24 protein-coding genes are annotated in these 23,357 nt (G+C 43.6%); 3 read left to right on the top strand and 21 right to left on the bottom strand.

Going from position 1 to position 23,357, the window contains the following annotated elements:
* Positions 1-4: 4 nt before the first annotated feature.
* Both DK188_RS16265 and DK188_RS16260 read right to left on the bottom strand, forming a co-directional pair.
* Positions 5-832 (bottom strand): sterol desaturase family protein, encoded by an 828-nt coding sequence (locus DK188_RS16265; protein ID WP_111671892.1) that lies wholly within the window; start codon positions 830-832, stop codon positions 5-7.
* A 93-nt stretch (positions 833-925) separates the two neighbouring features.
* Positions 926-1,501, bottom strand: a complete 576-nt coding sequence (locus tag DK188_RS16260) for a helix-turn-helix domain-containing protein (protein WP_111671891.1) — start codon at positions 1,499-1,501, stop codon at positions 926-928.
* A gap of 239 nt (positions 1,502-1,740) precedes the next feature.
* Here DK188_RS16260 and DK188_RS21520 point away from each other — a divergent pair, with 239 nt between their 5' ends.
* Complete coding sequence (locus DK188_RS21520) at positions 1,741-2,061, top strand: hypothetical protein (protein ID WP_157963260.1); 321 nt, start codon at positions 1,741-1,743, stop codon at positions 2,059-2,061.
* A 4-nt stretch (positions 2,062-2,065) separates the two neighbouring features.
* Here the strand turns inward: DK188_RS21520 and DK188_RS16255 are convergent, their stop codons facing one another.
* The 5 genes from DK188_RS16255 to DK188_RS16235 form a co-directional block, all read right to left on the bottom strand.
* Entirely contained in the window at positions 2,066-2,365 is a 300-nt protein-coding gene (locus DK188_RS16255) for a helix-turn-helix domain-containing protein (RefSeq protein ID WP_111671890.1), read from the bottom strand.
* Between the two features lie 4 nt (positions 2,366-2,369).
* Positions 2,370-2,705 (bottom strand): type II toxin-antitoxin system RelE/ParE family toxin, encoded by a 336-nt coding sequence (locus tag DK188_RS16250; RefSeq protein WP_111671924.1) that lies wholly within the window; start codon positions 2,703-2,705, stop codon positions 2,370-2,372.
* A 79-nt stretch (positions 2,706-2,784) separates the two neighbouring features.
* On the bottom strand, positions 2,785-3,909 hold the full coding sequence (locus tag DK188_RS16245) for a TIGR03364 family FAD-dependent oxidoreductase (protein ID WP_111671889.1): 1,125 nt from the start codon (positions 3,907-3,909) through the stop codon (positions 2,785-2,787).
* The gene (locus tag DK188_RS16240) at positions 3,906-5,174 is read right to left on the bottom strand and encodes a DUF5690 family protein (protein ID WP_232825755.1); all 1,269 of its coding nucleotides are present in this window, start codon (positions 5,172-5,174) and stop codon (positions 3,906-3,908) included. The genes DK188_RS16245 and DK188_RS16240 overlap by 4 nt, the downstream gene beginning before the upstream one ends.
* A gap of 56 nt (positions 5,175-5,230) precedes the next feature.
* Positions 5,231-5,944: an HAD hydrolase-like protein gene (locus tag DK188_RS16235; RefSeq protein ID WP_111671887.1), complete on the bottom strand. Its 714-nt coding sequence runs from the start codon at positions 5,942-5,944 to the stop codon at positions 5,231-5,233.
* 312 nt (positions 5,945-6,256) lie between these two features.
* On the opposite strand from DK188_RS16235, the gene DK188_RS16225 reads away from it, so the two are divergent.
* On the top strand, positions 6,257-6,829 hold the full coding sequence (locus DK188_RS16225) for a phosphonate degradation HD-domain oxygenase (RefSeq protein WP_111671885.1): 573 nt from the start codon (positions 6,257-6,259) through the stop codon (positions 6,827-6,829).
* 132 nt (positions 6,830-6,961) lie between these two features.
* Here the strand turns inward: DK188_RS16225 and DK188_RS16220 are convergent, their stop codons facing one another.
* The 10 genes from DK188_RS16220 to DK188_RS16175 form a co-directional block, all read right to left on the bottom strand.
* Positions 6,962-7,330 carry a helix-turn-helix domain-containing protein gene (locus tag DK188_RS16220; RefSeq protein WP_111671884.1) on the bottom strand — a complete coding sequence of 123 codons (369 nt, stop codon included), beginning with the start codon at positions 7,328-7,330 and terminating at the stop codon, positions 6,962-6,964.
* 11 nt (positions 7,331-7,341) lie between these two features.
* Positions 7,342-7,638, bottom strand: coding sequence for a type II toxin-antitoxin system HigB family toxin (locus DK188_RS16215; RefSeq protein WP_111671883.1), 297 nt, complete (start codon positions 7,636-7,638; stop codon positions 7,342-7,344).
* Positions 7,639-7,717: 79 nt separating this feature from the next.
* Positions 7,718-9,541: a Xaa-Pro dipeptidyl-peptidase gene (locus DK188_RS16210; RefSeq protein ID WP_111671882.1), complete on the bottom strand. Its 1,824-nt coding sequence runs from the start codon at positions 9,539-9,541 to the stop codon at positions 7,718-7,720.
* Between the two features lie 440 nt (positions 9,542-9,981).
* Complete coding sequence (locus DK188_RS16205; RefSeq protein ID WP_111671881.1) at positions 9,982-10,821, bottom strand: N-acetylmuramoyl-L-alanine amidase-like domain-containing protein; 840 nt, start codon at positions 10,819-10,821, stop codon at positions 9,982-9,984.
* Between the two features lie 48 nt (positions 10,822-10,869).
* Positions 10,870-11,808 (bottom strand): hypothetical protein, encoded by a 939-nt coding sequence (locus DK188_RS16200; RefSeq protein ID WP_157963259.1) that lies wholly within the window; start codon positions 11,806-11,808, stop codon positions 10,870-10,872.
* A 279-nt stretch (positions 11,809-12,087) separates the two neighbouring features.
* Positions 12,088-12,435, bottom strand: a complete 348-nt coding sequence (locus DK188_RS16195; RefSeq protein ID WP_111671879.1) for a nuclear transport factor 2 family protein — start codon at positions 12,433-12,435, stop codon at positions 12,088-12,090.
* Positions 12,436-12,504: 69 nt separating this feature from the next.
* On the bottom strand, positions 12,505-13,083 hold the full coding sequence (locus tag DK188_RS16190; RefSeq protein WP_111671878.1) for a YdeI/OmpD-associated family protein: 579 nt from the start codon (positions 13,081-13,083) through the stop codon (positions 12,505-12,507).
* A 152-nt stretch (positions 13,084-13,235) separates the two neighbouring features.
* Entirely contained in the window at positions 13,236-13,553 is a 318-nt protein-coding gene (locus tag DK188_RS16185; protein WP_111671877.1) for a hypothetical protein, read from the bottom strand.
* On the bottom strand, positions 13,550-13,876 hold the full coding sequence (locus DK188_RS16180; RefSeq protein ID WP_157963258.1) for a hypothetical protein: 327 nt from the start codon (positions 13,874-13,876) through the stop codon (positions 13,550-13,552). The genes DK188_RS16185 and DK188_RS16180 overlap by 4 nt, the downstream gene beginning before the upstream one ends.
* Before the next feature lie 174 nt (positions 13,877-14,050).
* Positions 14,051-14,734 (bottom strand): hypothetical protein, encoded by a 684-nt coding sequence (locus DK188_RS16175; protein ID WP_157963257.1) that lies wholly within the window; start codon positions 14,732-14,734, stop codon positions 14,051-14,053.
* A gap of 234 nt (positions 14,735-14,968) precedes the next feature.
* On the opposite strand from DK188_RS16175, the gene DK188_RS16170 reads away from it, so the two are divergent.
* Complete coding sequence (locus DK188_RS16170; RefSeq protein ID WP_111671874.1) at positions 14,969-15,316, top strand: single-stranded DNA-binding protein; 348 nt, start codon at positions 14,969-14,971, stop codon at positions 15,314-15,316.
* Positions 15,317-15,562: 246 nt separating this feature from the next.
* Here DK188_RS16170 and DK188_RS16165 read toward each other — a convergent pair whose 3' ends face one another.
* The 4 genes from DK188_RS16165 to DK188_RS16150 form a co-directional block, all read right to left on the bottom strand.
* On the bottom strand, positions 15,563-17,248 hold the full coding sequence (locus tag DK188_RS16165; protein WP_111671873.1) for a metallophosphoesterase family protein: 1,686 nt from the start codon (positions 17,246-17,248) through the stop codon (positions 15,563-15,565).
* Positions 17,245-18,339: an alkaline phosphatase family protein gene (locus tag DK188_RS16160; protein ID WP_111671872.1), complete on the bottom strand. Its 1,095-nt coding sequence runs from the start codon at positions 18,337-18,339 to the stop codon at positions 17,245-17,247. The genes DK188_RS16165 and DK188_RS16160 overlap by 4 nt, the downstream gene beginning before the upstream one ends.
* Before the next feature lie 76 nt (positions 18,340-18,415).
* Entirely contained in the window at positions 18,416-19,966 is a 1,551-nt protein-coding gene (locus tag DK188_RS16155) for a SusD/RagB family nutrient-binding outer membrane lipoprotein (RefSeq protein ID WP_111671871.1), read from the bottom strand.
* Positions 19,967-20,001: 35 nt separating this feature from the next.
* Entirely contained in the window at positions 20,002-23,217 is a 3,216-nt protein-coding gene (locus DK188_RS16150) for a SusC/RagA family TonB-linked outer membrane protein (RefSeq protein WP_111671870.1), read from the bottom strand.
* Positions 23,218-23,357: the final 140 nt, after the last annotated feature.

Here is a 23,357-nt window from a genome sequence, read left to right as displayed (position 1 = left end):
CAAGCTACGGTACAATCTCTTTCTTCAGCTTTTCCCTGTCGCTGGAATGCTTTAAAAATCGCTCCTCAAATCCCGTCTCTTCGGTCCCCATCCAATGGTCCCAAAAGGTAAAGTACAGCCCGTAATTGCAGCGGTATTTCAGGTGGTGCATGTCGTGGTGCGTCGCACCGATGATCCATTTGGCAGGGGAAGACTTTATTGCAGAACTGGGATAGACCTCCACTCCGGAGTGATTGATTACTGCAGTCACTGACATGGTGACCAGCAAGGCGATCAGCACAAAAAAGTGCATCGGCAGTACTAGCACTAAGACTGGCAGAAAAATCGCCTGCAGTCCCGCCTCTATGGGATGAAATGAAAACGAGGTAAAGGAACTTGTGTACAGACTATTGTGATGGGTGTGATGGAAGCGATGCAGGACTTTAGGCTGATGCATCCAGCGGTGAAGCCAGTAGTAGTAGGTCTCGTGGATGAAAAGCGCAGCAAAAAAACTAAGCGGAATCCACAGGAGATCCCAAGCAGAAAGGGTGGTATAGAGCTGGGTATAGCCCCGTTGCCAACAAATCAGCATTACGGTACCCGCTACTGCAAAGATGATTGCGCCTAGAAAGGAGTACCAGATTTCGCGTTGGACTTGACCAAGTTTCACCTGCTGATGGAGCCTGCGATAGGGCTGGGCATCACCCATTTTTTTGTATACCAACTCATGGTAGATCCAGGCCAAAGCCAGATATCGGAGAAAAATTCCCAGCAGGAGAATTCCTGTAATCATAAAAAATTTAGCAGGATCTGTATAGTCAGTCTTTAGTAGCCAGTCGAGATTGAATTCCATCAGTTAAGGGTATTAAAGTACTTAACAGATTCAATTTTTTAAGGTTTCCATCTTGGTTGGGTTTATTTTCAGGATGGTTTCACTTTTCTTGGATCACTTGTTTTCGAAGAAATACACCACCAGCATTTTGACGGGAGTCTTTCCTGAGTTGATGGGATTGTGCTCGAGCATTCCGTCAAAAAGCATGGAATCGCCTTCGTTTAATTCAATCTCTTGATCTCTAAAAACGTAGCGAACCGAACCTGAAATGATGTATTTGTATTCAAATGCGTCTGTCTGGACAAAATCACGGACCGATCCGGGCTGGATTTCAAGCAGGACGATGTCGATGGTGCACTGATTTACTTTTTTTGTGAAAATGCGGGAGTACTCATAGCCTGAGGCTGGTTCCTTCTCGAACTTTTGGTAATCGGCTTTTCGTTGAATGAGGATTTTACCCTCTTTTCCGTAAAAGCTCAGGTCATTAAAAAAGTCATCCAAACCGACTTCCAAGGCTTTGACGATCTGAATCAAAACCAAAAGCGAGGGAATGGTGCGGCTATTTTCTATTTGGGAAATCAGGCCTTTGGTGACTCCTGCGCGGTCTGCGATATCCTGTAGGGTGAGGTTTTTTTCCTTTCGGATACTCTTCAGCTTGTTACTGATCTGGACGATTACTTCCTGTTCCATGGATTGGGTTATGGGGCGATTTGAAAAAGTAAACTAATGAAAAAAGAGATAAAGCAGCCTATCCTGAAGAGATATACTTTGTGAAATACAGTTCTGAAATACGCTACGCGAAATACACCTTTTGAAATAAGCTCCCTGCGGTCGCGAAATATAATGTCCATCAAAGATCGATTCTCATTTCCGAAGCTTCAGTAAGTGATTAAAGAAAAACTGAAAACGTTGAGTCAGCTTCAAAAAACATGTTAAAAGTTCATTCAAAGCTATTTCGCCCGACGAAGTGGGGAATATTTCAATTTTCTGATTATCCGCAATCCTGCTGCAATTATCAAATTTTATATAGGTTCACCTCGACTTGGTTCGACCAGCTCATCAACCGTCGCTCGGTGTCCCTTAGTTTTGTTTTTGATGGTGGGGATGAAAATGCGGCTGCGCGGATTTTTCATCCCCACCCTTTAATGACCTCTAATCCGTTGGCCGAGCGCCCGCCTCCCGGAGGGCAGGAAGTCGAGGTGAAAATTAAAAAAATTAGGCTACTGGGAGAATTGCGAATATTTATATAAAATTTTAAAGAAAAGTCAACCCTATTCTTTTGTTTAGTCCTTGCTCAAAAATCCGAATCAACGTTGATAATTGAATATTACCCTTCCCATTTTCAAGTTTGGAGATATAACTTTTCTTGGTTCCCGCCTTTTCTGCCAATTGCTCTTGGGTAAGATTTGCTTCCTTTCTTGCTTCTTTTAGCATCTCACTTATTATAAACATTTGGGCATTTTCTTCATATTTATTCCTGCTTTCACTTCCGACTCTGCCGTGTTCCACTTCAATCAGGTCCTCAAATGTTTTGACTTTACTATAATCCTTCATGATCTTATTTCTTTGATTGAAAATATTCTTTCATAAACCTTTCTGCTTTCTCAATTTCATTCTTTGGGGTTTTCTGAGTCTTTTTTTGGAAACCATTGAATAGGACGACTAATCTACCTTCATCAAAGCAGCAGAAAATCCTGTAAACATTCGACCCATGTTCCACTCTAACTTCATATAACCCATCCGTACCCTCCAGATGCTTGAGAAACTTCTCAGGCACCCTTTCCACCTGCTTGATCAGTTCAAAAACGTATTGAATCTTAGTTTTTACCTTTTGATCTTGGCTTTGGTAAAATTCTAAAAAGTGGTTTTCATAAAAAATTATCCTTCTAACCATACCAACAAAGTTATCCCAAGAGATAACAAATTGCAAGGTTTTTTATTTTTCCGAAAAAGTAACTTCCAATTAAATAACCTTATAACCCCGAAACCACTTCCTCTCCCAATCCAAAAGAAAGGGTCATTCCATTTCCTCCAAGTCCATTGACAATCGTCACAATATCATTGACTTGGTGGATAAATTCAGTCGCTCCATTGGTCATTTTGGGATAGATCCCATGCCATGCAGATCCGATTCTCCAATCTTTAAACTGGGCAAATCCCTTCAAAAAGTCTAAAATCATGTCATTGACATCGCTTCGGTCAAAAGGCGAAAGATCCAAGCCGTATTCGTGGCTGTCTCCGATGGTCAATTCGCCCAAACCGTTTTGTGATACCATCACATGAATCCCCCACTCGATCAATTCAGGAAATTGGTGTTGGTAGACTTCCTTAAGTTTTTCAAGCGATGGAGCTACCTGAAAACCTTTATAATGGATAAAGCTCAGCCCTGCACAAAGCGGAGGACCGATGCGCCAGTTTTCGGGTTGCTGAACAAGCCGCATCATCTGAAGTTTACATTTCGTAATTGGAGTAGCCTCAAAAAGCTCGGGATAGAGGGTCTCAAAATCAGCTCCCGAACAGACAAAAATCCGATCAGCTGACCAGTTTTTCTGACCTGAATACACGGTGTTCCCTTCAATTCTGGACACCACTCGGTTCCATACAAACTCGATTCCGGGTAGACTTTCCAAGTATTTTCCCGTTTTGTAGATCGCTTCCCGTGGATCCACGATTACCTCATCTTCGGTCCAAAGAGCTCCTTTGAGCCCCTCGGGTTTGGCAGCTGGACTTTTTTGGATTGTCTGCTCGGGATCAAGCACTTCGGCCGACTTGATGCCTTGCATTGCGCTCACATATTCTTCCACCACCTGCATTTCCAGATCGGTATAGGCCAAATGAAGTGAACCTGTTTTTTCCGCAAAAAACCCTGCCATTTGACTCATTTCCAACCAAATCTCTCTGGATCGCATCGCCCGATTAAATGCTGGACCTTGAGGCTGACCCACCGGCCAAACCATCCCAAAATTACGAACTGAAGCACCTTGGGCCTTAGGATGACGCTCAATGACTGTGACTTTCCAGCCTTTGGCATGCAGTGCTCGGGTGATGGCCATACCGACGATTCCGGCGCCGATGACGATAGTGGAGGGTTGGTTCATATTGGATTGGTGATCGAAAGTTCTAGGGTTTCAGCTTTTTCCTGCCGCTTTAATTTCCGCTGGAAATAGATAAACGAGCCGGTCATCAGGACAAGGGAAAGACTGAGAAATATCAAGATCGCAGAAATGTAAAAGTTGAGCCAGCTGATTTCGCCCATTCCGCCAAACTGCTTGAATACCATCACCATACTGCTTCCCAGATAGCCAAAGCTATCCACGAGATACATCAGGAAACCCACATTGCCGGCATGTTTGAAAGTGGCAATCAAGCGGTCAAACAACAAGCTGTTGAATGGAATGTAAGCCATGTAAACACCTGTACCGACCAGCGTCATCCAAATAAATGGATTGACCAAGCCAGCCCTCAGGCCAAGCGTCGCTAGAATGGCCAAAGCAAATCCAGTTAAAATCATCCAATGATTCAGGAAAAAGGCGGTTTTATTGCTTTTCACCAAAACCAAACAGGACATCAGAATCAGGAGAAAAATCGTGATCGGAATTTCAGTTTGCGTCAGCAATTCTGCAGGCACAGCGATATTCAGTCCCTGCCAGATTTCCACGACAAAATTGTCCCGCAAGTCCCGCAAACCCGTCAACATCATGTAGACCAAGATCAAAATGATGATTCCAGGTCTGAATTCTCTAAAAAACTTCTTCCGCTCGGCCTTATTCATTGGCGGCCTTGGGCTGCGTAGCATTCGGTCTTCTGCTGATTGGCCAGGAATATGATTTAGGAGAAAAATTCCAAACATCAGAACCGGAAAGAAAATCGCTCCGGTGGAAAAAGGCATCCAAAACTCGCTGACTCCAAGATTTTGCATCAGAAAAGTACCCACCGACTTCACAAAACCCGAGGAAAAAACAAAGCTTGCAGCCAGCATGCTTCCCATCATTTCGGTGAATTTGCGTCCCTCCATGTAGTGAAACACGATTCCCCAAATCAAACCCAAGGGGAATCCATTGATCAAAAAGCAAAGGATATTAAGAGGGGCAGGCAAAACGGCAAAACCAAGCAAGGCTAGCCAAGAAACTGCAATTAGGCCCACGATCAACCAAGCACGTCCGGCGTCCTTGAGCTCGGAGATCATTTTGATACCGTAGAACTTACTGGCCATATAGCCCAAGGTCTGCGCCAGAATCAGCCAAACTTTCAGATCCAGTCCCAAAAAACTTTCCCCGTCAAAGGTCGCTGCCGCAAAAGGTTTCCTGAAAGCATACATGCTGCTGTACACCAAAAAACCCATCAAAGCGGCAAAAACACTCATTTTGAAGGAGCTAACTTGGCTGAGCTTGGCTGAAATAGCTGGAAACCGATACATCCTTACTCTTGGTGTGCGAGTTCGAAAGCCCTAACAATATCCAAGACTTCTGTTAGCGATTTGGCAAGATGCGTGGGCTTATGCGGAATCAATTCTTCTTCCGAAAAAACTCCGGATGTGATCCCGATACTCATCAGGCAACCAGCATTGTGGCCTTCATTCACATCGACTTCGGTATCTCCGACTTTGATGACGGACTTGGGATCAGTTATTCCGAGCTCAGCCATGATCTTTTGGATCATAAAAGGAAAAGGTCTCCCCTGCTCCACTTCATCACTTGCCGCACTTGCATCGATGTGTTGGCCATTGTCCCAACCTACGCGCTTTAGGATGATGTCGGTAATGTCTCGGCTGAAGCCTGTATCCAGCCCCACTTTGATTCCCATTTCGTGAAGAGCAGCAAAAACTTCCTCTGCATCGGCGATTGGACGGATGGAAGGATCATTTTCATAATAATCCAACATTCCCTGTACAAATGCGGTATGGATTTGATCTACTAATTCCGCTGTGATTTTGGAGGAATCCGGTTCATGAATCTCAAGGAGATCCCGGATGGCCTGAGGCTTGGAATAGCCCATTTTTTCATTCGCTTCCTGAAGGGTCACGGATGGATAGCCATGTTTATTTAGCGCTTTTTGAAAAGCTTTTGCCACGCTGTTTTCATCGTGGATGGTCGTGCCGGCCATGTCAAAAATGGCAAGTTTGATATGAGACATTGTGCTGCTATGGGTTTGTGGCGGTACGAAAAGGGAGATTTGTGCAGAACACGCTCCCCCTTGATCGTGCAAAACCAACTCAATTACTGTTTAGCAAAAGTAAACAGTTGTTTATATAGGCTTAAAAAATTTGGGTTATGATTTTGTTAAGTGATTGTTTAGAAAAGTTTTTCAAAACAGTTTCATTTTGCTCAAAAACATATCTTTACTTGCCCAAAATCCCTTTTTTGGAAGATTCACAAAAACTTAATTCAAGATCATTGACTAAGAGTCTGGATTCAGTGAATTTAGTATTTGTAAACAAAATTGAAAATGGACTTAAATCTGCTGAGTAAAGACGAAAAATTGGATTTGATCTTTGGTCTGTACCAAAAATACGGCAACGAAGATTACATCGGTGAGCCGGTCTCCCAAATCGAGCACATGTGCCAGTCAGCACAACTGGCAGAAAAAGAAGGTTTCGATGAAGAAGTCATTCTCGCGGCGTTCTTCCATGATATAGGCCATTTGTTTTCCCATTTACAAACCACAGAATCCATGGGAGGATTTGGCACCAAACGTCACGAGCAGATAGGTGCAGATTACCTGCGAAAGCTTGGTTTTTCTGAAAAAATCGCCAAACTCGTCGAAAACCACGTGCAGGCCAAGCGCTACCTGACTTTTAGATTTCCAGAATATTTCGAAAAACTCTCTGAAGCCAGCCGACAAACGCTTGTGTACCAAGGTGGGCCTATGACAGCATCCGAAGCTGCAGAATTTGAGCGAGATCCACTTTTTGAAGCTTCGCTGAAAATGAGAACCTGGGACGAGGAAGCCAAATTGGAGTTTGTTCCTTTACCTGATTTGGAAAAATACAGGAAGATGGCGGAGGGGGTTTTGGGCTAAAGCCACAATAAATTAATGGTTTCTGAGGAATGGGCTAAAGCCGCATTCCTATTGATGAATTTGAATTCCACCTGGATTACACCTATCAATTGCATCCAACTTCGATTGATGAATTAATAACAACAATTCTTATCACCGGACAATTTGATAATCTTGAATCAAGAGATTTGCGGATAAATTCAATCTAGCTGCCAATTTTCGGATCATATCAACTGTAAGCCTTCTTTTACGGTTTAATATCTCAGAAACTTGACTTTTGCCTCCAATTTCAGAAATCAAATCAACTTGTTTGAGTTGCATCTCTTCCATTCTGATTTTGATTGCTTCTATCGGATCGGGGGCTTCAATTGGAAAATGTTTTTTCTCATAATCATCCACCATCAATCCAAGGATATCCAGCTCGTCGCCTTCTTTTGTTCCAAGCTTAGCATCAAAGATCTCTTCTATCCTTTTTAAAGCTAAGCGATAATCCTCTTCTGATTTAATAGGTCTAAGACTCATTGTTTATTTCTCTAAATGTTGTTAGCATCAATCTTATCGTACTCGGAATGTGTTCCGATAAACCGTATGAAAGCTAGTTGATGTTCAAAATTGAACTTTACTACCAGCCTATACGAATTTCCTTTAATGTTAAATACAATCCTGCTATCCTTTAAGATACTTGCATTTGCGTAGCTTGATTTCACCTCATTTGGAGTTTTCCAATCTGAATTCATAGCTGTTTCAAACCATGTTTTCAGATATTGTTCTGAATCAGGATATTTCTCCCAAAATTCTCTCAAAGTACATTTTGCAAAAATCCGCTTCATAGCATTTGAACCAAGCTCAAAATTAGAGATAAATTCTCAATTTGCGAACTTTTAAAACCCATTTCTATAACAGAGCCGCCTACTTCATCGCCTTCTCCACTTCACTTTTTCCACCTACCACAGGAAGTGTCAGGACCGTTCCATCCAAATCGATGGTCAGTTCCGTTCCCGGCTTTGGCAAAATGGTGAACTCCTTATCCGAGGAGAAAATCATCAACCCAATCTGCTGACCTGCAGGGATAATCTGATCATCCGGCTGGAGTTCAAAACTTACCTCGTAGAATTTACCCGGCACCAAAGGTTCTGACTCGCTGATCGACTTATGGTTTTGCGGATCTGCCCAACCCCGAGTGATGATGTTGTCAGTAATTTTGGCATTGCGCCCTTCTGTCCATGGCAATGAAACCAACCAAACCGAGAGATTGGCCGCCTGCTTATTCGACGCGAGTTTTATCGTGATTTTAGGAATACCCGAAATGTGCACCGCTTCTTTGAGCACAGGAGTCAGATAAAGCAGTCGATGCTCGGAATATTCGGCCTGTGCTAGAGCTGAACCGGGAAAGGAATAATTGTCCACCAAGGTTTCTCTTTCCTGAGAAGTTTCCTTTTCCAAACTCAGTGAACCTACAGCAGGAGCTCCCGGCTTGAGGAAAAAATTCACGGCTGAGGCCTGAGGATTCGGAAAGTCCGAATAAGCAGTCGGTTTGCTACGCTCATCCTGTTCCCGTACAATCCAGGCTTTAGGCTCCTCTTCTACCCCATTTTCTACCCCATGAAGGTAACGGGTAAACCAACGGTTCATCATCGAAAATGGCGGTGGTCCGCCGTGGCCATTTTGGTGGTAATAGATCTTATGCGGAATCCCTTTGGCCCGAGCGGCGTCATAGATTCGGTAGCTGTGCTCAGGCATGACATTCCAGTCATTGAACCCATGGGACATAAGCAAAGCAGCTTTCATCGGTTCCATATCATTCAGGTAGTCACGACCTGCCCAGAACTCATTGTAATCGCCGGTGGCACGGTCCATGCCTTGCGCCATCTCGGTATCACGAACGGTTTTGTTATTGTAGGGTCTTTTGGATTCGTCACCGCTGTGGATAAAATCATACAACACGTCGATATCCTCGCCCAGATAGCCTCCAGGCGAGCGAACCAAACCATTGGATCGGTAATAGTGATAGTATGAGGTATTCGGTGCAATCGGGATAATGGCCTCAAGCCCCTTCACGCCCGTAGTCGCAGCTGCCAAAGGCAAGGTTCCATTATAGGATGTGCCGGTCATTCCGACTTTCCCCGTCGACCAAAAGGCCATTACTTTTTCATTTCCATCCGGACTGGTATAGCCGTTGTCTTTTCCTGTAAGCCATTCAATGACCGCTTTTGGCGCAAGCGATTCATTGTCTCCTCCCACTGTCGGCGAACCTTGAGACAAGCCAGTTCCGGGAGAAGAGGAATGGACCACGATGTAGCCACGGGGAACCCAAGCCATGATTTCGTCATTGGAGATAATCGGCCGCTTGCCTGTTCGCTTCACTTCTGTGGTATTTCTAGGCGGCGCAGGTGCTCCCAGCTCGTGTCTGACATCCCAAAAAATCGGTGCATTTCCCGCCGTACCGGCATAATATGGACTGCTGGCATAGATCACAGGAAGCTTCAGTCCTTCTGTCTCCGTCTGTCCAGGGCGAGTTACATCGACGTGCATGCGGTCCAACTTTCCATCCCCATCGGTATCGAACTCTGTCTCCACCCATAAGTCATGACGGATCCAGTTGGAGGAGTCTTTCAGTTCTTGGACGATCTGGGCTTCCCCATTTTCGAAGATGGGTTTGACTTGAGCGATTGCAGCTGAAGTTCCAATGAATATTGCCAGAATAAGAATTCTGAAATGAAGCTGGATTTTCATGAAATTTGAAATTAATGAAATGATATTTTGATGGAAATTAAAAATTCTAGAATTACTCGCAATAGGAACAGCAGAAAATGAAAGCAGCGTAAAATTTATTGAAGATATCCTTCGACAAAATTTCAAATCAACCCTCAAATAGCTCCGAAGGAGCCTAACTATTAATAACCCTGTACGAAGTGCAGGGAAAATAATGAATTGTCTGCTCAAGAGCCCTGAAAGGGTGAAACTTCAAAGTTCCGCTCTTTCAGGGCTCCATTTTTTATTATTTAATTTTACCCCCGGCTTTACCGGGGGTTCCGCCTCGGCGGACAGGTATGAATTGTTTCGATCCTTCGGATCTTAGGAAAACCAAAATTAAACTGTCTAGCAATTCAATTCCTTTATTAAATATTTCGAATGGTTAATAGCGGATATTCATGTCAAGCTAAATGTATAAATCAATCGACCAGACGGCACACCATTATCCCCGATTGGGATTTATTGGCGGCTAGGTAGTCACTTAGTGGTTTTTCGGAAATCTCGACCTGCATATTTCCAGTTCCGGCGTGCATCAGGTGGATTCGACCATTTTTTTCAACTGCAAATCCCACGTGGACGATATCCAGATTTTTCATTGAAGTGGTGATTGCGATCAAGTCTCCGGATTTAATGTTTTTCTCGAGTGATTCGATCTCAGCTTTTGGGATAAAATGGTAGGTCCTTTTCGCAATTTCCAACTCATCTGCTTGAATTGCTTTTAGAAAATCCGGGTTGGAAAGCTGAGAGTAAAACCGTGGATTTTCGGACATAAAAGTCGGCTGGTTCGGGTAGGGAGAACCTCCGATTTCTTCGGTGATATCTTGGATGATGCCTTTTTCCTGATTTTGGTAGATCCAATCCGAAAAGTAATGCAGGCGAGAAGAATAGTCCTTTCTCAGCCCATCCTGATACCGCAGGTGTTCCAATTCCCGCTCAAAAGCTTCGAAAGTCAGCTCCGCTTTCTTGGCAATCCGTGCCAAAGTCACCACAGTCTCCAGATAAGTGGTGCAATCCAGACCTATCAGGTTGATGACGAGTTTTTCATCTCCTGGGAGTTCCAGGGTCTTTTCTACATAAGGTGTCCCAATGAAGGATTGACCGATCTCGATAGCCAGTTCCTGAATAGACTTTTCAGCAAGATTTCTTTGCGACAGCTCCACTAAAGTCGCATCCAATCGCTCCCGACTTTCCAGCGTGCAGACGGTTTGGGCACTTAGCGAAAACGAAAGGAGGAAAAGAAAAAGGGTAAAAAGGCGCATTGGGGTAATGGGATTGGAATTTTTGATGAACTTACGAGAAATGGAGATTCAGAGTAGATTTTTCTCTGAAAGAAAAATATCAAGTTGTCTCCCAAATTTGATAATTAGGTTCTCCGAAGAGGTAAAATAGGTAGGAAAATGACCAATTCCTTCCAAAAATTCCAAAAACGCCTCTTTGGTTTTCAATCCCTCCAGAGTAACTTGATCAATGTCAACTTGGCCTTTTTTGAAATAGGTATAAATAATGGGCTTTCGGTGTTTTAAGTAATTTTGGTAAGCCATTTGAAATTCTTCAACTGTAAAATTTCCTGCTTTGGTAAAGAAAATGCTCAATACTATATCTGATTCCAGAATAGCCCTATTGTAATCGTCCTGCTTTCTGGTAGCAGAAACTGAATCATCGAAATCTTCCCAAATCACAGTTTCAAGGAATACGTTTTTTTTATTGAGAATCTTGTTTTCTCTATCAATATAATCCTCAATAAGTTTTCGCTCTTCTTTAAGCTCAATCGAACTAGCAATAAAGATTTTCAGCGTTTTTTTTATTCCAGAAAAATCCTCTTGAGTTGACAATTTGGGCCTTGGATCAAAAGTGAAATCAAGGATGACTTCTTCTATTTGCTGCCTGTATTTAACAGAAGTTTGAAGGCTGAAAGCGAGAAAAATTTTCAGCCCATAGAAAAACTGCTTGGCCTCTCCAGTTGAATAATTTCGATAAATAATCTTACCATAATTTCCATCTAGAACTAGCCGACCATCAACATCCAAGTAATTGCAAGCCTCAGGATTTACCCTAAGACTAGCACTAGAATATTTTGCATCTGCCATACCGGTTCCAGGCCAGAAATACCTCCTTTCGGGGAGATCAATTGTGCTATCAGTATATTGGGTCGGATCAAAAATAGAATCATCTAACGAAACACAAATTTTAACGCCATCCAATTCTTCGATATTTGGAAACCTCAATTCAAATGGTTTTGGGCTCATTAAAACTGAATATTGACCATTCTGTGGGTCTTTCATAAAAATCGGGCATCTTACTCCTCCCTGAAAAAATTCAATCCCCAAGTTTTGTGTCCTCAAAAACTCACTTTCCATATAATTCAGTTATAGATTTTTGGACTCACCCGAAATTTTCAAAGCATTCAAAAAATTTACTTGTTAGAAATCAATACCAATCTTTAAAAACTCTTTTCCAAAAGTTAAACTTTTGCGTCTGTTTTTCAAAAAGGCCAAAATCTAAATGCATTCAACCTTAAAATTAAATCACTTCGCCTGAATGCAATAGGATGTAATTTTCTGAATTTGGTCTTCGCCATTAAACTCATACAAATCGCAGGCATAGACAAACGAAACCTGTTTTCCATCTCTGATAAACTCAGCAGTTCCGTTGACGACAACTTTTTGATCATCAGCGATCACATTTAAGATCTGGAAATTAGTCGTAACCGACTTGAAGTAAGCAGCCACTTGCTCACAATTTTGAAGTATTACTTTCTTCCCAATGTATCGATTTTCTCGCACCACTTCCCATTCAGCATTTTCAGCAATTGAATCAGCAACCTGGTCAAACTCTCCGATAGAAAATGCCTGGGCTATTTCGATTCTGGTCATGGCTTAGAGGTTTTATAATGGGAATTGCCCGTTTAGAAATTTGCTCCTCGAGAAAAATACCAAAAAAACTCAACTCCCCTTCAACTTCTCTCCTCTTGCTGAAAGCTGCGCCAACTCCAAAATCCGGGAATTTCTTGTCTTTTCGGTTTTGGCAAGTTTCAGCCAACGTAGGACAAAACGCTTGCTGGAATCATTGATTGCATAAAAAAACTCGGTAGCGCCTGCATGCTTTTCTAGTTCCTCCTGCAGATCCTGAGGGACGATCAGCTGATCCACATCATCCATAAAATCCCACAAACCGGCTTGTTTGGAAAGTTCAATGGATCGAAACCCTGCTTCTTGCATTTTGCCTTCCTCGATGAGTTTCGCAGCGCGGTCTTTATAGGTTTTAGCCCAATGCTGCACACGGCGTGGGGAGATCAACTGCATGGTCCGGGTTTCGTCAAGCTTCCTTCTGATTCCATCGATCCAACCAAAACAGATCAGTTCGTCCAAAACCTCCGATGTAGAAAGATATTTCTCAGGCACAATTTTCAAAAAAGTCACCAACCAAACGGACTCCTCTTGGCCATAATGCTGCTCCAACCAAGATCTCAATTCGGTACTGGATGAAACTTCAACTTTGAGGAAATTGTCGGTTTGGAGCATTTTTTAACGGTTTGGAATTTGGCGAAGGAGCAGAATTCGAATCACTAAACTGTCTGCCAACACTGAATCCCGCACCTGCGGGAAACAAAGCTTAATTAACCACTGAATCGCCACTTTTGGGTAGGTGTTGTTATGCGGTCGGCTTTCTTGTTCTACCATTGTTTAGTTATTTTTTCAAGTCTATCATTGTCGAATATTAGCAAAACTCGATTGAGTGAAATGGTGTCCGTTTTGAAGTCCATAAACTCAAAATCCTTTCGGTCTTTAAGTTCGGTCTCTATTTGTTTTTTAGTCAAGTCCGTTTTATTAATGATTTCAATTAGTTGGTCAAGGTCGTTTTCTGTGTCTCTGTAACCTTCTTTTTGATAGGTCAGTGTTACACCTTGGTCAATAATTGAATAAACAGAAAAAACAGTCACCGCAACCAAAAGTGTCAAGCAACACCAAAATGCAATTTTCCATTTATTCATTTTCTGGCTTGGTCTTTATACTGTTCAACAAATTCCTTAGCGTCACGAAGGTTGTCAGGATACTTTGCATAATTCTGATAGTTCGTCACTCCATTTTTAGTCTCAACTATTTCATATATGTGCTGAAAATAAAATCCATTTTCAATTAGAAACTTAACTGTTTCCCATTTTATGTCTTCTGTCTTCTTAGCTGGTTTAAATAGGTGAGGCAAAAGTGTCATTGGTTTTCCGCATTCAGGGCAAGGATATGTTTGTTCAGAACCACTGTCAAATGGTCTGTTAAGTGTTAATCTACATCCTAAACAAACTTTTTTATGTCCCATTACTTTCTATTGTCGTGTCGTTTTTTAAGCTGCCGCCAACGGTTAGTATATGAAAAGTAGGCGATTTCGAAGCTCTAGACTTTCGGTTAAGCACAAAGATTGATGCGAGCTAAAAACCTTGAATTCAGCACTATTTCGCCTATTTTTTATATACATTGTTAACAGCATACCTTTTTATTTTTCCCTGTTCTCATAGAAATATTCACCAAGTTCAATAACCTTATTTTCTATAGAGTCCTTTGCCTGATGTTTGAATTCTCTTATCAATTTGTTGGAAATTTCATTGTCAAACGTCCTTAATGTCTCGTAAGCGTCTGCCCGATAAACTTCCTGTTCTGTTTTGTCAAATAGAATTTGTCCCATTAGGTCAGTCGCAGGTTGATAATCAATTTTTTGAAGTCCGAGAATTGCGTATGGTCTGTACTTCATTTGCTTGTCTTCAATTTTCTCTGTCAATATCGGTCCAATTTCTTTACCTGCTTCTTCAATCGGTCTCACAATGTACCCTTCGGCAACTGATTGGTTATGAAAAACAGAGTAGTAATGGAAAGCACATTTTTTGTCGATTACTTGTCCAACTGTGAAGTGATAAATTAAAGTCAATACTATTACGGCTCCTGCTGTCTTAAAATTCCTTTTTCTTAGTTGGAGAAGTCCAAATACAAAGAAGTTTGCCGTAACCAACCAAAAAATTGTCTTGTAAAAGAAAATCGAAGTCAGGGCAATGTCGAGCATTAGCAATTCTTTTCCTTCTGGATTCCAAGCGTAATTGTCTGTCCAAGTCCACATTTTCCAAAATCCAATTACCAACAAACTGGCAATCAAATAGGGTAATATTTTCTTGGTGAATGTTTTCATTTTTTAGGTTGCTGCTAACTCATGTATTATCTCACTCCAAACTACTAATTCCCTCTCACTTAAAAAAGCCCATCCCAGCGCATAAACCCATATTATCCGACAACAAACGACTACTATCGACTACAAGCGTTTAGCTACCGACTAGTTTTTGCGCCTCCTCCCAACTTTGGACCATCAGTTATCCTCTAGCGGAAATTGTTAATCAAATCTTTCACATCTAACATTTTAAACATCATGAACACGCTAAGAAACAAAGTTCAGCTCATCGGTAACCTGGGTGCCAAAGTAGAATTGAAAACCCTCGAGTCCGGCAAAGTCGTAGGCCATGTCACCATTGCGACCAACGAATCCTACAAAAATCAACAAGGCGAAAAAGTCACCGAAACGACCTGGCACAACCTCGTTATTTGGGGCAAGCAGGCAGAAATCCTTGCGAAATACACCGACAAGGGCGCCGAAGTCGGCATCGAAGGTAAAATCACCAACCGCTCCTACACAGACAAGAATGGTGAAAAGCGCTACATGACCGAAATCGTGGTCAGCGACTTCCTCCTTATGGGCAAAAAAGGAAAAGAGGATTGAGGTTCCTGTGTATTTGTAAATGGTCAGTGGTGAGTTGTGATTGGGTAAACATTGCGCTTTCACATCTCACCTTAATGTCCAGAAAAAAGGATTTTTATACACAAGAACTATATCCTCTCCAAACCCGCGGAATTAAAATTTCAAAAAATCCGCGGAAACCTACCTGTGACAGGCAGGTCTGGGGAAACCATAAAGAAAAGCCACTATACAAAATGGAATTAAGTGGAGTTCTGAGATAGTCAGTCCTCACTTCGCTTTCTCTATTAAATACCGATCCAACAGCTCCCCATCCACTCCAAAAACCTCCCAATTCAAACCCTCCTTTTTCACCTCCAAAATTCCGAAATGGTGGGTTTTGATCAGCTTGTCCATCTGAGGAAATTCGGAAATTTTCCCATTTGGCTCCAAGCCTCCACCTGCTCCGCCCACGATCAAAAAAGTCACCGGATTCCCCGAAAAGTCTCTAGTCAACCGCTCGTAATCGTGCGTATGCCCAGTCACCACCAGATCAACTAGTCCCCGATGAAAATACGGCTCCAGCAAGTCCTGAATTGAGGTTTCCCCATGGTAACCCGGCCAACCCTGAGAATAAGGGGGCTGATGCAGCACGATCATTTTCCAAGTTGCAGCTTTCCATGCTTCGGATTCGATGGCGGATTCAAACCAGGTACGCTGAGTCGTCCCACCCGGAATACTTACTGGAAAATTGACATTGGGATCCAGCGTAATCACCGCCAATGGTCCCAAAAGCTGCATTCCATACGTTGGCTCATTCGGACGAAATAGGAATTTCTTCATCAAATCCGGCTCCAGGTCCTCATAAAATCCGTCGTAATCGTGATTCCCGGGTACTGGCAGTGTTGGAGTTTTCATCAGACTGAGGGTTTGCAGAAATCGCGGATAGGCAAATTCCTCCGAACCATTATTCACCAAATCTCCCGCTCCGATATTCAGGTCAGGTTGGTGACCTTGAATCTGCTTGGCAATCTGGGCAAAGGTCTTCCATCCACCCTGTGAATCTCCCCAAATGGCGAGTTTCAATCCATCTTCAAGTTTAGGTACGGCAAAAGCAAAATTCCCAAAATTCGAATTCTCCTGATGAAGGCTAAACTCCAACTCGTTTCCTTCTGGTTCGAAAGTGAAAACTCCATCTTCCGACTTGACTTCTTTTTCTATTCCTCCGGCAAAAGTAAGCTTTGCAATTCCAGCCTTTTCACTTATCCATCTGAGGAAATAACTGCCATCAGTTCCCAAGAGTAGTACTGGTTCCGTCAGCAAAATCGGATATTCCTCCAGCATGATTTTCTTTTCATCTATGCTCAAATCAGCCAATTTGGACGAAAGGTTTTGATCCTTCAGCATTCTTGACTTTCGCTCGAGAAAAATCGAATCCTGAATGGCGAGTTTCTTTTCCTCCCTATTCAAAAACTCCTCCTGACTGATCCACGTCACTTTGCGAAGCCCACCAGCCATAGCATTGTTCACAGCACGGATGAGCAGCTCCTTTTCTCCTGAATCTGAAATCTCAAAAAACTCTCCCCGCTCCGATCTTGGGATTCGCTCCCCATTAACCCAAAGCTGGGCACCGTCGTCCGCATCAATCAGAAGCACTCCGGGCTCAAGCGTGACTTTTGCTTTGTACCAAAAATTATGATTGGCAGCCGTAAGCCGATGAGGAAGCTTGATCTCCTCTCCACTTTCTAATACCGGGATTTGCGGTGCTATGCCGGGAATGGAGTCTTTTCCCAAAAAGATCCAACCCGAATCCAGCGGAACTGTCTCCAATGCAACTGCTGGATTATAGTACCCTACCAGCTGGGATTCATCCGAAAAAAATGCCTCTCCAAAAGTCGGAGAGGCATGTTTAGAATCTGTAGACACGCATCCGACAGCAAATAGGAATGCAAAAAGTAGGATTACAGACTTGTTCATTTTACCATTTCTTTGATCGCAGGAGCAGCTTTTGCATCAGGGTATTCCAAGCCCAATAATTGGAAAATGGTTCTTGCGACCATCGCAGATTGCCATTGCCCTTGCGTTTTCATCTCACCAGAAGCGGGAGTATCAGGCCCGATGGCCATCATCCAGATTTCTCCTGCATCATGCACCGATGCTCCATGACTCTTCCAGCTGGTTTTGGTCGTACCACGCCCATGATCTACAGTGATGATCATCGTGGTTTTGTCTTTGTATTGAGGATCGGCCTGAACGGTTTCCCAGATTTCACGGATAAACGCATCCGTCTGCTTTGCCGACCAGATGTATTGATCGTATTTGCCTCCGTGTGCCCAATCGTCCGTCTCTCCATAGGCGATGTAAAGCACCTTCGGCTTATACTTTTTGATAGATTCCAAGGCATAATGCTGGGTAAACGGATCCAATCTCACCCCTCCCCATGGACCACGGATCTCGGATTGGAGTCTGTTGACGGTTTTCTCCACATCAGTCAGATCATTTCCTTCAGCTTTGTCAAAACCTGCATTGACCGGTACGCCGCTTCGCTCCTCATTCACGATGTAGGGGAATACATCCCAGCTTCCAAAAGCCATTACTTTGCCTTTGTATTCCGGCATCTTATTCAGGTGTTCCAGTAGCGTGACGTTTGGATTGTTGATTTTGGAATTGGAGTTGATCCGTTCGTCATCGGCAAATCCGCTTAATACCTCATTGTAGCCCGGGTAGGAAAACCACATTTTGTTTTGATTGTCTACCTTATTGCCATAGGCACGGTTGCCGTAGAGTTGCCCCTGAGTGGCGATGGTGTTCCAAAAGAAAGGGAAAAGCATTTTTCGTCTAACTAATGGATCCTCGTGCCAATAATCTGCCAGCAGGGAACCCGGAGTTTCGATCATCCCGGTATCATCTATCAAAAGGGAATCTGCACCCTGAAAAAGCTCCTGCCAGCGAAGTCCATCGAAAGTGATCAGGATGATGTTTTCGGTTTTGTAGTCAGTGGTTTGGGAAAAGGCCGGCTGAAACGCCAAAAGGGCGATGGCCAGTAAAAGGAACCTTAAATTCTTCATGTTGGTATGGGAATGGGTTTTAAAAAAACCGCTGCCTGAAACCAGGCAGCGGATATTGGATTTAATTTACAGCAATTTACTTCACATCCCACCACACTCGCGTGGTAATGGCATCTTCACCTTGTCTCGCTACTGCTGCTTTATAATTTTCTTCATTCAAAGCTTGGGCACTACCCGGATACATGTAGCGAACTGGCACCGTATTAATAAATGCTGCCGGACCGGGCACGATCTCAGGATAGCCTGTTCTTCTCCAATCGTACCAGCCTTCCATGCCTGTAAAATAAAGGGCTAGCCATTTCTGCGTGCCGATTTTCTCCAATTTCTCCTCCGCTGTACCTTCGTAAGCCACACCGGACTGAGCGAAATAGGATTCATCCAGGATTAATTTATCTGCGATTTGAGGCAAGTTGACCAGTCTGTATCTTTCATTGTAATACTCAAATGATGACTCGATTCCCTTTCGGTAATACTCCGAAGCAGTACCGGTAGTGATAAACCCTCTTTCACGAGCCTCTGCCAGAATAAACTGCAATTCAGCGTAGCTCATCAAAATAGCCTGATATCCTGTTGGATTTGCAAGGGAAGTACAGGCAGAGCAAGACCATAGCAACCCAACCCGTGAGATGTAATTGGAACCGCCTTTGGCTGGATCACCAGAAGGTGAATACTGCAGCGCTTCTTCGTCACCTAAGCCGTTTGGCACACCCTGATAATCGTCCACTGTTCCCAAAACACCTGCCCCAGAAGCAGTAGTAGGCTGTGCATAGGCAAATAATCTTCCATCATTCAATTCCTTCAGGACACCTTCCATTTTCTCGCTTAAGCGGTACTCATCGTAAGAACCAGATCTGGTAGTGTAAAGTGGATGCTGATTTGGCACATCGCCCAAGTATTGAAGTGCAGCCTGATCTTCATTTCCTTCGAAAATCGGAGATTGGCTGGGATTGCTAAGAATTGCCTGCATTGCTGCAGATGGATTCTGACGGTCTGACAATCTCATCAAGATTCTCAATCGAAGCGAATTGGCAAACTTCTTCCATTTCATGACATTGCCTCCGAAAAGGATATCCCCGGCGACAACTTCTGAAGTGGAACCCAATAGATTGTTTGCTTCTTCCAATTCCGCAAGAATTCCTGCATAAATGGTTTCCTGTGAATCAAAAACCGGATAGTTCACATCACTCTTCGCCTTGATAGCTTCAGTGTATGGTAGATCGCCATATGCATCTGTCATGAAGGAAAACAAATTGGCGCGCATTACTTTGGCTATACCTACGTAATTCTGCTGACCTGCTGCCTCAGAGAGTTCGATCACATTATTGATGTCCCGCAGCGCATTGTAAAAGGTGCTGTACGGATTTCCCTGCGGACCCCAGTTGTATCGGTCTTCGTTGGTAAACTGGATTTTGGCAGTTTGCTGCATCACCACATTGCCATATCCCCAAGCTCGTCCGGCGATTTCATTGGTCGTAGCGCGAATGACGTTAGGCAAAAGTAGCGCTGAGGAAACGGTCTCAGGGCTGTTTGGATTGACGTTGATTTCTTCGAAATCTTTGTCACAACTGCTCATTCCCAATACCAGGGTCATGGCAAAAGCTGTTAAATATCTTTTATTGAATTGCATGATTTCTGTTTTTAGATGGATGAAAAATCAGCCAATTAGAATTTGACATTGATGTTGAATCCTATGCTGCGTGTGGATGGGAAAGCCATATCCTCTACTCCTGGAATGAGCGTACCTCCACCCATAGAAAGGGTCTCTGGGTCGAAGTGTGGATTTTCTGTCCAAAGGGCCAAGTTTCTGCCGACCAAGGAGATTTTGACATCCTGAATTGGCATTTTGCCAAGGACACTTCTAGGAATAGTATACCCGATGGTCACTTCTCTAAGCTTCAGGAATGTGGCATCATACTTAGCAGCTTCCACATTGTTTCGCTCGTAATATCTGTTGTGCCAGTTTCTGGAAGTGATCTTGATGGTATTAGGAGTGAAAGATCCGTCAGAATTTCTGATGACCCCTTCGGAAATAATTCCATTTCCTTCTACCGTCAGGTCATAGCCATTTTCACGTCCGAAAAGTGTCTCTTCCAATTGACCGGAAGTAGAACCGATTGTTTTGGTACGGGAAACCACGATTCCTCCATATCTGAAGTCAAACAAGAAACCTAGGTTGAAACCCTTGTAGCTCAGGTTATTTTGCAAACCTAGCATCCAGTCAGGATTGTAATTGCCCTGATTTTTCAGCGTAGGATCTGTGATCGGAGTGCCGGAAGTGTTGTGGATGATCTGTCCGAAATAGGGTGAAGCTGGATCATCGACTCTGGCAAAGCCAGCTCCGTAGATATTACCCATTCGCTCACCTACTCTTGCCTGAATGTTTGCACCGTTTCTTCCTGTGAGTGTATAGGTGTCCAGACCTTCGGTCAATTCCAGGACATAGCCTCGGGTACGGGTGAAGTTGGCCATGAAATCCCAAGTGAAGCCTGATGCAGACTGTACTGGACGACCGCTCAATACGATTTCGATCCCTTTGTTTTGGATCTCACCTGCGTTGATGATTCTGGACGCATACCCTGTGGCGATGTCCAATTCAATTGGGATGATCTGATTTCTCGTTCTATTGTCAAAATACGTGAAGTCCAATCCCAATCTTCCTTCTAAGAATCTTACATCCAAACCTGCCTCAAAAGACGCAGTACGCTCAGGCTTCAAGTTGGCATTGGAAAGGCGGCTTGACTCAGTTTTTGCCTGAATAGTACCCCAAGCAGTGGCTGTGTTGTAGACATTCGTAAGCGCATAAGGATCGGTATCGTTACCTACTTCAGCATAAGCTGCACGTACTTTCATGAATGAGATTGCCTTAGGCAAAGTGATCATATCGGAAAGAACCGCACTTAGGGTTGCAGAAGGATAGAAGTAGCTGTTGTTGTCAGCAGGCAAGGTGCTTGACCAGTCATTACGACCAGTGACATCCAAGAAAAGTACGTTTTTGAAACCAATCTGGCTAAAGCCATAAATGGAGTTGATTCGCTTCTCAGAGGTAAATTGGTTTACCTGAAGGTTTACCGCTGTGTTGGTGAAGTTGTAAATCCCAGGGATCAACAACTGAGGTGCGACGGTCTGCACGTATCTGTTTTCCTGACGCATGGCATTACCACCTAAGGCGATGCTGTATGACCATACTGGCTTGGTAGTCTCAGAGAAAGTCAACAAGAAATCGGAGTTTTGCTCGCTGAAGAAGACATCGTCTTCACGGTAGTTACCTCTTGGGAAACGCTGTGTGCTGAATGCACGCTTTCTGTCACGAAGCTCATTGTAGGTATCCAGACCTGTCCTGAGCATCAGGCTCAACTTAGGAGTAAACTTGTACGTCGCTGAGATATTTCCAAAAATACGGTCCTTACCCTGTCCGTTGGTATTTTCATACACATTGAAATACGGATTGTCGTGGTAGTTGTAGTTGTAGTTAAACTGCTGCTGACCTTCCAATCCAGGCATCCAGTAATCCCTCAGGCTGTTGGTATTCACCTGACGGCCATACCAGATCCAGAGATACATCAAATTCTCAGTCCCGTAGGAAATATTCGGTCTGTTTCCGCTGTTGGATCGCTGGTAGTTGATGGTAGAGTTTACCGTAAGTTTATCTGTCAGGTTCATTCCACCATTCAGCGCGATGGTATTACGCTTCAGGTCTGTGTTAGGCACGATTCCCTTTTGATCCAAATTCGTCCAGCTCAGACGGATATTTGATTTTTCGTTGGCTGCTTCCAGTGAAATGTTATTGGCAAGGGTTACTCCAGTTTGGAAAAAGTCATTGATGTTATCAGGTGCGGAGACCCATGGTGTAGCATTGATCGTGCTTCCCGCAGGAGCATTCAAGTCACCACCTCTGAAACCAGGTACGCTTCTCGGAGAGTCAAACTGTGGAATCAAGAGGCCTTGATCCAATTCAGGACCCCAGCTTTCGTCTACCCCATCAGCAATACCAGAACCGGCTCCATTGACGAAAGCAAACTGCCCGTTGTTTCCTTGTCCATATTTATCCTGCCAGTCAGGAAGTCTAAGCGGATTGTCGAACGTTGTGTTCGAATTGATCGAAATACCTAGACCTTTTTTACCTTTTCCAGTTTTGGTTGTGATCAAGATCGCGCCATTTGCTGCTCTGGATCCATAAAGTGCTGCAGCAGCCGGACCTTTCAATACAGTCATGGAAGCAATATCATCTGGATTGATCTCACCCGCAGCGTTGCCATAATCGACTTCTTGGTTACCAGATCCAGAAGAACCTACGATGTTATTGGATATCGGAACACCATCCACTACGAATAGCGGCTGGTTTGCATTGATATTCAAGGAAGATTCGCCTCGAATCGTCACCCGGCTCGATCCTCCCAAACCGGAAGAACCATTAGTGATCTGTACACCTGCTACGCGACCACTTAGTGAGTTGAGGACGTTAGTTTCTCTTGCTTCGGTAAATCGACTTCCGTCAACAGCCTGCACAGAATACCCGAGCGCTTTGGTTTCTCTTTCCACACCCAAGGCAGTCACCACCACTTCACTGAGTGCTACACCTTCGGAGAGTGACACATTGATGATGGTGGAATTTCCAACCAATTGTTCTTTGGCCTCAAAACCGACAAAAGAAAAAACAAGCGTTTCGTTGCTTGCTGCCTCGATGGCATAGGAGCCATCCACATCTGAAACTGTACCACGAGTGGTCCCTTTGACCAGGACAGTAGCTCCCGGCAGCGGTTCATTGTTCACATCACTTACTTTCCCTGTGACCCGGACTTGCTGGGCGAAGGAAAGATTGAGGACGAAGATCAGACAGGCTGTCGTCATCCATTGCCAAATGCTTTTTTGAGCAATCATTTGATAGTAGAGGTTTGGAATAAGTAAACTTTTTGGTTAAAAATTTTACCAAAGCTATACTTCCTCTGTTCCGCTGGCGTTAATCCGACTTTATCAAAAAGTGAATTAATTCATTGTTAACTCGCTCAAAAAGTGAATAA

This window comes from Algoriphagus litoralis (assembly GCF_003259255.1).
Classification (GTDB): domain Bacteria; phylum Bacteroidota; class Bacteroidia; order Cytophagales; family Cyclobacteriaceae; genus Algoriphagus; species Algoriphagus litoralis.
The sequence above is the reverse complement of the archived record's forward strand: the minus strand, read 5'-3'. Positions and strand labels throughout refer to the sequence as shown.

Bases quoted from the DNA above. Each gene is read 5' to 3' on its own strand.
- DK188_RS16265 (WP_111671892.1), bottom strand. From the start codon at position 832: ATGGAATTCAATCTCGACTGGCTACTAAAGACTGACTATACAGATCCT.
- DK188_RS16260 (WP_111671891.1), bottom strand. From the start codon at position 1,501: ATGGAACAGGAAGTAATCGTCCAGATCAGTAACAAGCTGAAGAGTATC.
- DK188_RS21520 (WP_157963260.1), top strand. From the start codon at position 1,741: ATGTTAAAAGTTCATTCAAAGCTATTTCGCCCGACGAAGTGGGGAATA.
- DK188_RS16255 (WP_111671890.1), bottom strand. From the start codon at position 2,365: ATGAAGGATTATAGTAAAGTCAAAACATTTGAGGACCTGATTGAAGTG.
- DK188_RS16250 (WP_111671924.1), bottom strand. From the start codon at position 2,705: ATGGTTAGAAGGATAATTTTTTATGAAAACCACTTTTTAGAATTTTAC.
- DK188_RS16245 (WP_111671889.1), bottom strand. From the start codon at position 3,909: ATGAACCAACCCTCCACTATCGTCATCGGCGCCGGAATCGTCGGTATG.
- DK188_RS16240 (WP_232825755.1), bottom strand. From the start codon at position 5,174: ATGAGTGTTTTTGCCGCTTTGATGGGTTTTTTGGTGTACAGCAGCATG.
- DK188_RS16235 (WP_111671887.1), bottom strand. From the start codon at position 5,944: ATGTCTCATATCAAACTTGCCATTTTTGACATGGCCGGCACGACCATC.
- DK188_RS16225 (WP_111671885.1), top strand. From the start codon at position 6,257: ATGGACTTAAATCTGCTGAGTAAAGACGAAAAATTGGATTTGATCTTT.
- DK188_RS16220 (WP_111671884.1), bottom strand. From the start codon at position 7,330: ATGAGTCTTAGACCTATTAAATCAGAAGAGGATTATCGCTTAGCTTTA.
- DK188_RS16215 (WP_111671883.1), bottom strand. From the start codon at position 7,638: ATGAAGCGGATTTTTGCAAAATGTACTTTGAGAGAATTTTGGGAGAAA.
- DK188_RS16210 (WP_111671882.1), bottom strand. From the start codon at position 9,541: ATGAAAATCCAGCTTCATTTCAGAATTCTTATTCTGGCAATATTCATT.
- DK188_RS16205 (WP_111671881.1), bottom strand. From the start codon at position 10,821: ATGCGCCTTTTTACCCTTTTTCTTTTCCTCCTTTCGTTTTCGCTAAGT.
- DK188_RS16200 (WP_157963259.1), bottom strand. From the start codon at position 11,808: ATGAGCCCAAAACCATTTGAATTGAGGTTTCCAAATATCGAAGAATTG.
- DK188_RS16195 (WP_111671879.1), bottom strand. From the start codon at position 12,435: ATGACCAGAATCGAAATAGCCCAGGCATTTTCTATCGGAGAGTTTGAC.
- DK188_RS16190 (WP_111671878.1), bottom strand. From the start codon at position 13,083: ATGCTCCAAACCGACAATTTCCTCAAAGTTGAAGTTTCATCCAGTACC.
- DK188_RS16185 (WP_111671877.1), bottom strand. From the start codon at position 13,553: ATGAATAAATGGAAAATTGCATTTTGGTGTTGCTTGACACTTTTGGTT.
- DK188_RS16180 (WP_157963258.1), bottom strand. From the start codon at position 13,876: ATGGGACATAAAAAAGTTTGTTTAGGATGTAGATTAACACTTAACAGA.
- DK188_RS16175 (WP_157963257.1), bottom strand. From the start codon at position 14,734: ATGAAAACATTCACCAAGAAAATATTACCCTATTTGATTGCCAGTTTG.
- DK188_RS16170 (WP_111671874.1), top strand. From the start codon at position 14,969: ATGAACACGCTAAGAAACAAAGTTCAGCTCATCGGTAACCTGGGTGCC.
- DK188_RS16165 (WP_111671873.1), bottom strand. From the start codon at position 17,248: ATGAACAAGTCTGTAATCCTACTTTTTGCATTCCTATTTGCTGTCGGA.
- DK188_RS16160 (WP_111671872.1), bottom strand. From the start codon at position 18,339: ATGAAGAATTTAAGGTTCCTTTTACTGGCCATCGCCCTTTTGGCGTTT.
- DK188_RS16155 (WP_111671871.1), bottom strand. From the start codon at position 19,966: ATGCAATTCAATAAAAGATATTTAACAGCTTTTGCCATGACCCTGGTA.
- DK188_RS16150 (WP_111671870.1), bottom strand. From the start codon at position 23,217: ATGATTGCTCAAAAAAGCATTTGGCAATGGATGACGACAGCCTGTCTG.